Origin of the sequence: Moraxella sp., from assembly GCF_030525845.1 — a bacterium.
Lineage (GTDB): Bacteria > Pseudomonadota > Gammaproteobacteria > Pseudomonadales > Moraxellaceae > Moraxella.
Genome location: NZ_JAUNDY010000023.1, coordinates 20,825 through 27,284, shown reverse-complemented (window position 1 = coordinate 27,284; position 6,460 = coordinate 20,825). Strand labels below are relative to the sequence as shown.

The window sequence follows — 6,460 nt, the reverse complement described above, 5'->3', positions numbered from 1 at the left end:
TTCCTTATCGGTTGGTAAAAATTGGGAACTATTGTACCAAAAATCAAAAAAAAACGATTTTTTTTAATTTTTTGCAAAAAAATCCATTCAAAAAAACCGTAAGGTGCGTAATACGCACCATTAAAGTGGGTGGATTAAAATGGTTCGTTGTACTCACCGTATGAATTATTTGGCTACTTAATAATCCAAGCAACTTACCTGAAATCATAAATTAAGTATCATAAACTATTTACGAATAAATTTGATATTTGCTAAATATATAATTGTAAATAGAACTAATAAAGCGTGAAACCTTGTAATCTCATCAGCTTCGGCTATACCATGAGCAATTTTATTCCTTAAATTAAACCCTCGTCTATCATCATATATAATTTTAAACATAAATTGAACGGGTTCTGTAAAAGTTTCTTTGATAATATTACTGGACATAAAAGCATTCATTGGTCTAAAATCAAAACCACCTAAACGATTTTCTTTAATATCAGCTTCCCCTAATTGACGCAAAATCAACCTTAATTTCTTTTCAATTAAAGGCACACAGCGAACTACAAAACCATAGTAATCATCATTTAAGAAATCTGCAATAGAATTTCTAATATGTTTATCATCATTGGATTTAAATAATTGAATATTTAATAAAGTGTCTTTATAATCAATTTTTTCTGATATTGGCATTAAGTAATAATTTAATATCTGAATATAGGTTACGATGAGATTCTTTGATTTATCTATGTACCTATCTTCATCATTTTTTACATTGCTAACAACCAATCCACTTTCATCAAAAATTAATTGGGTTGCAATCATACTAGGATGAAGTTCATAATTTGGTTTACCATAAGTATGATTCAATATTTCAAAAAATTTACACGAAATAAAAACTAAACTTTTATTTGTATCTAATTTTAAAAGGTTATCCCTTTCTTTATTTAATGAATCTTGATGTTCCTTTGAGTATTGATGCTCAATAACTTCGGATTTTGCACATATATCTCTATAAAAATCTTGTGAAGTTTTAATGATATTCAATAGAATTAAATTCTTTGCTTCCTTGCTGTTTTTATGAAATTTTGATAAATCAAGTAAAAACTTCACTGTATAAAATACTTGAATAGAGTTGGCTGAAATGTTTTTATTGAGATTTACTAAACTTGCATGAATAATATAATCGCAGATTTCATGTTTTAGATCATGTAAATGGTATTTTTCACATAAATTTAGGGATTTTTTAAAAAATTCCATAAAATATGTGCCTGCTAAAAATAAATTAACTTTATCTGTATCACCAATTTTATTTGAAACATTATCCAAGTATTTATAAAAACAACTAACTAAATCAATCTTTTCATCTTTTGAGAGAAACGAGAGTAATTTTTCATCACAAAATATAGTACATTTTTCATCATTGTCAGAAAAATTCTTAATTAAGCCAATAAATTTTATTAATTCATCTTTAAATTTCTTTTTATTGTTGGTATTTTTAAATAATTCAAGATATGTAACAATAAGATTTAGCAATGAATTTGCGTGGTCATCATTTTGAAAATCTTGTATTAAAACCATCAAGTCATTAAACCAAGAATTTAATAAATGTTGAATATTTTGAAATATTTTAAGTTCAAAAAGAACTTTAATGTACACAATATCATATAATATTTTGATATATTGATTTTTTATTGTAGGTTTTTTCTGTTCAATATAGGATTGCAATGCCAACAAATCTATATTTTCAGCATTAAATCCTTCAATATCCCACCCTGACAATACAAATATGGATTTTTCTATATCAATAGCATTCTTGCTCTCTGTGTTTCTTGGGTCATCAAATAACCATAAATGTAAATGAAATAAATCATTAAAACCATTCACTTCTTTCATTTGTTCAAGGTAATAATCTGGTAATTGCATAGGAATATTTAGTGATGTTTATATTACTTTGAAAAAACCCATTCAATGTAACAATGAATGGGTTTTTTACCTGTTGTAGGTAAGGGGTATTACTCAGCTTTCGCCTGAACCCTTCCCTTTTTCTCAATCGCTGTATCCAGCACACTCATAAAGTCAGATAGGCTCATACTGCCCAAATTCTCGCCCTCTCTTGTACGCACATTGACCGTACCGCTTTCTACTTCTTTATCGCCAAGCACTAGCATAAAGGGAATGCGTTCAAGGGTGCGTTCACGGATTTTAAAGCCGATTTTTTCGTTACGAACATCGGCAATGGCACGGTAGCCCTTGTCGGTCAAGGCTTTGACGGTGTCAGCGACATTGTCCGCTTGCTTATCGGTAATATTCATTACCACCACCTGCTGGGGGGCAAGCCACGCAGGGAACCAACCTGCATAATGCTCAATCAAGATACCAATAAAGCGTTCAAAACTGCCCAAAATCGCACGATGAAGCATTACAGGGCGTTCTTTTTCGCCAGACTCGCCCACATATTCTGCCCCCAGTCGCTCAGGCAAGTTAAAGTCCAGTTGTAGCGTGCCACATTGCCACACTCGCCCCAAGCAATCTTTTAGGCTAAATTCAATCTTAGGACCATAAAACGCCCCTTCGCCTTCTTGGAGTTCCCAAGCAAGTCCAGCATTATCCAAAGCGTCCGCCAAATCTTTTTCGGCCAAGTCCCAAAGCTCATCAGAACCCACTCGTTTTTCGGGGCGAGTAGAGAGCTTCATTTGCACTTCGTCAAAGCCAAAATCTTTATAAACTTGTAAGGTGAGCTTAATAAAGGCTTGGGCTTCGTCTCGGATTTGTTCGTGTGAACAGAAAATATGGGCATCGTCCTGCACAAAGCCACGCACCCGCATAATGCCGTGCAATGAGCCTGATGGTTCGTTACGGTGGCACGAGCCAAATTCGGCAAGGCGTAGGGGCAAATCACGATAAGACTTTAAGCCTTGATTAAACACTTTTACGTGGCAAGGACAGTTCATCGGCTTGACGGCATAGTCCCGCTTTTCTGACGATGTGGTGAACATCATATCGCCATAATTTTCCCAATGTCCTGACTTTTCCCATAGGCTTCTGTCCACGACTTGCGGGGTTTTGATTTCAAGGTAGCCGTTGTCTTTTTGCACTTTACGCATATATTGTTCAAGCACTTGCCACACCGTCCAGCCGTTTGGGTGCCAAAACACCATACCGGGGGCTTCTTCTTGCAAATGAAACAAATTCAAGGCTTTGCCGATTTTGCGGTGGTCTCGTTTTTCGGCTTCTTCAATGCGTTTGATGTAGGCTTGCAGTTCTTTCTTATCCGCCCACGCCGTGCCATAGATGCGTTGTAATTGCTCATTCTTAGCGTCCCCACGCCAGTACGCACCGCTCATTTTGGTCAGTTTAAACGCCTTTAAAAACCGAGTGTTCGGTACATGCGGGCCCCGACACATATCAATATATTCTTGATGATAATACAGCCCCATTGCGGTCTCGTCAGGCATATCGTCAATCAAGCGAAGTTTGTATTCTTCGCCCCGTGCCTTAAAGACTTCAATGACTTCCTCTCGTGGCGTCATTTTTTTGATGACATCGTAGTCTTGATTGATAAGTTCAATCATACGAGCTTCAATCGTTGCCATATCGTCTTGGGTAAAGGGTTTGTCGCTGTAAATGTCGTAATAAAAACCGTCTTCAATCACAGGCCCGATGACCATTTTGACTTCGGGAAACAGTTGTTTGACGGCGTGTCCCAAAAGGTGGGCACACGAGTGGCGGATAATCTCCACACCTTCAAAGTCTTTGGGCGTGATGATTTGCACGCTGGCGTCTTCGGTGATTGGGTCGCAAGCGTCCACAAGTTTGCCGTTTACTTTGCCTGCTACGGTGGCTTTTGCGAGACCTGCTCCGATACTTTGGGCGATGTCCATCACGGTGGTTGCACCGTCAAAATGCTTAACATCGCCATTGGGAAGGGTGATTGCGACCATAAGGATACTCCTGTGTGTGGCGTTGGCAGTGATATTTGCTACAATCAAATATTTGACCGCTACCATTGGATTTAAAAAATAAAGTAAAAGCACATACGAAGTGCTTTGGGTAAAGGGGCTTATTATAACAGGTTTTTGGGTAGGGGGAAAGTGGTAAACGGTGGGGGTTTGGGTATAATGGTAATTTTAAAAAAAAGGGGGGTTACAATGAATTATATTGCTTATTTTAATCAAATCTGTCTGCAAAAGAATATCATAATGATAGAAAACTTATGTTGGCAAATGATGAATTTATTGAAAATATCATCGGTTTTTCTTATCAAGAAAACAATGAAAAAAATTACAAGAAATGCCATTTTAATACTTGGTCATATTGGATTTGTGTATCAATTTTTTCCTAATTCTGCGTTTGAGTTTATTTTGCAATATAAAGATAAGAAAAAGTTGATTTTTTATGTAGCAAAGAGCATTCATTTGTTTCCACAATTCATTCATCATCAAGAATATTCAGAAATTTTACTAAAATTGGCAAATGGCGCGCCCAAAAAAGAATGTATGCTTTTATTGTATGTTATCATATCACGATTGTTGGATAAGATTGATGATAATGAATTTTTATTAAAAATTGTGGATATTTTTAAAGGATTTATTGAACGCTATACAAAACTTTATCAATCACAAAATGAGTATCCGAATTTAATAAAGAAAAAATTGGTAAATTAGATAATAATAAAAATGTATGATGTATCCTTATTTGTATTTTAAAAACGGTGCGTAATACGCACCTTACACCCAACATTTGCTTTTGATTTTTATAAATTTCTTTAACCAAATTAACCCCACTCAATCACCCCAATAATCCCCCCACTTTATCCATACATTCTTGGTATTCGCTGTCCAATTCTGATTTAATGGTAACACCGCCCCCTGCCCAAAGCTCCACTTTATTATCTGACTTTTGTAAAGTACGAATCAACACATTCCAAATGCCTACACCATCGTGCATTTTAATTCATGCCATCTCTTGACATCAAGAGCAATCAAGGTTATCATTAGCGGCTCATATTTCATTCTAATTGCCAGCTCGCTTTGAGTCTGGTCTTCTTGTTGTTTTTTATTGTCAAAACCAACCATCTTCTACTTAGACCTTCATGAATTTAACCGAATTAAAACGCAAATCCGTTGGCGAGCTACTTGCCATCGCCCAAGCCATGGGTCTTGAAAACATGGCCCGCAGTCGCAAGCAAGACATTATCTTTACCATTTTAAAAACCCACGCCAAAAACGGCGAATCCATCTATGGCGATGGCGTTTTGGAGATTTTGCCAGATGGCTATGGGTTTTTGCGGTCAAGCGAAGACAGCTATTTGGCAGGTCCTGATGACATCTACGTGTCGCCCAGCCAAATCCGCAGATTTAACCTAAAAACAGGCGACTCCATCGCTGGCACTATCCGCCCCCCAAAAGACCAAGAGCGGTATTTTGCTCTCCTAAAAGTCAATGAAATCAACTTTGATACGCCAGACCGCTCACGTCATAAGCTTATTTTTGAAAACCTAACGCCACTTTTCCCCACCGAGCAGTTACGCTTAGAGGCTGGCAACGGCACGACTGAGGACTTGACAGGGCGTGTGATTGACCTCATCGCTCCGATTGGCAAGGGTCAGCGTTCTATCATCGTTGCTCCGCCTAAGGCAGGTAAAACTGTCCTTATGCAAAACATCGCCCAAGCCATCGCCAAAAACCACCCTGAATGCTATCTCATCGTCCTACTTATTGACGAGCGTCCTGAGGAAGTTACCGAAATGCAACGCACCGTGCGTGGCGAGGTGGTTGCCAGTACCTTTGATGAGCCACCCACTCGCCATATCCAAGTGGCGGAGATGGTCATCGAAAAAGCCAAACGCTTGGTCGAGCATAAGCAAGACGTAGTGATTTTGTTAGATAGTATCACTCGTTTGGCAAGGGCGTACAACACCGTCATTCCATCAAGTGGTAAGGTTTTGACAGGGGGTGTCGATGCTAATGCCCTAGAACGCCCAAAACGCTTTTTTGGGGCGGCTCGTAATGTCGAGGAGGGTGGTAGCTTGACGATTATCAGCACCGCTTTGACCGATACGGGCTCCAAGATGGACGGCGTGATTTTTGAGGAATTTAAAGGCACGGGCAACCAAGAGATCACCTTAGAGCGTGAGCTTGCCGAACGCCGTATTTTCCCCGCCATTAATATCAAAAAATCCTCCACTCGCCGTGAGGAACGCCTCATTGACGAAGAAATGCTTCGCAAAGTTTGGGTGCTTCGCAAGCTCTTACAGCCGATGGATGATTATCAAGCGACCGAGTTTTTGCTTGAACGCCTCAAAGAAGCAAAAACCAATGATGAGTTTTTTAATAACATGACCAAAAAATCATGATAATAACTCATCACAGATAGCGTGGAAATTTTTTGTTACATTTTTGACCGATATGTTACCAAAAACTATTTGTTATTGCTAGATGATATCTATATAATGGCAAAAGCAATATGATGTCAG

At 38.1% G+C, this 6,460-nt stretch carries 4 protein-coding genes and 1 pseudogene; 2 read left to right on the top strand and 3 right to left on the bottom strand.

The window, feature by feature from the left end; translation table 11 throughout:
- Positions 1 to 225 precede the first annotated feature (225 nt).
- Positions 226 to 1,908, bottom strand: a complete 1,683-nt coding sequence (locus Q4B79_RS08125) for a DUF4209 domain-containing protein (protein ID WP_303085922.1) — start codon at positions 1,906 to 1,908, stop codon at positions 226 to 228.
- Between the two features lie 89 nt (positions 1,909 to 1,997).
- Positions 1,998 to 3,926 carry a threonine--tRNA ligase gene (thrS, locus tag Q4B79_RS08120; protein ID WP_303085921.1) on the bottom strand — a complete coding sequence of 643 codons (1,929 nt, stop codon included), beginning with the start codon at positions 3,924 to 3,926 and terminating at the stop codon, positions 1,998 to 2,000.
- A gap of 207 nt (positions 3,927 to 4,133) precedes the next feature.
- Between thrS and Q4B79_RS08115 the strand changes: the two genes are divergently transcribed.
- Positions 4,134 to 4,649 (top strand): hypothetical protein, encoded by a 516-nt coding sequence (locus tag Q4B79_RS08115; RefSeq protein ID WP_303085920.1) that lies wholly within the window; start codon positions 4,134 to 4,136, stop codon positions 4,647 to 4,649.
- A 124-nt stretch (positions 4,650 to 4,773) separates the two neighbouring features.
- Here Q4B79_RS08115 and Q4B79_RS08110 read toward each other — a convergent pair.
- Positions 4,774 to 4,926 (bottom strand): annotated as a pseudogene (locus Q4B79_RS08110) (chorismate-binding protein); the annotation flags it as partial.
- Positions 4,927 to 5,077: 151 nt separating this feature from the next.
- Between Q4B79_RS08110 and rho the strand changes: the two are divergent.
- The gene (gene rho / locus Q4B79_RS08105) at positions 5,078 to 6,340 is read left to right on the top strand and encodes a transcription termination factor Rho (RefSeq protein WP_303085919.1); all 1,263 of its coding nucleotides are present in this window, start codon (positions 5,078 to 5,080) and stop codon (positions 6,338 to 6,340) included.
- The last annotated feature ends 120 nt before the right edge of the window (positions 6,341 to 6,460 follow it).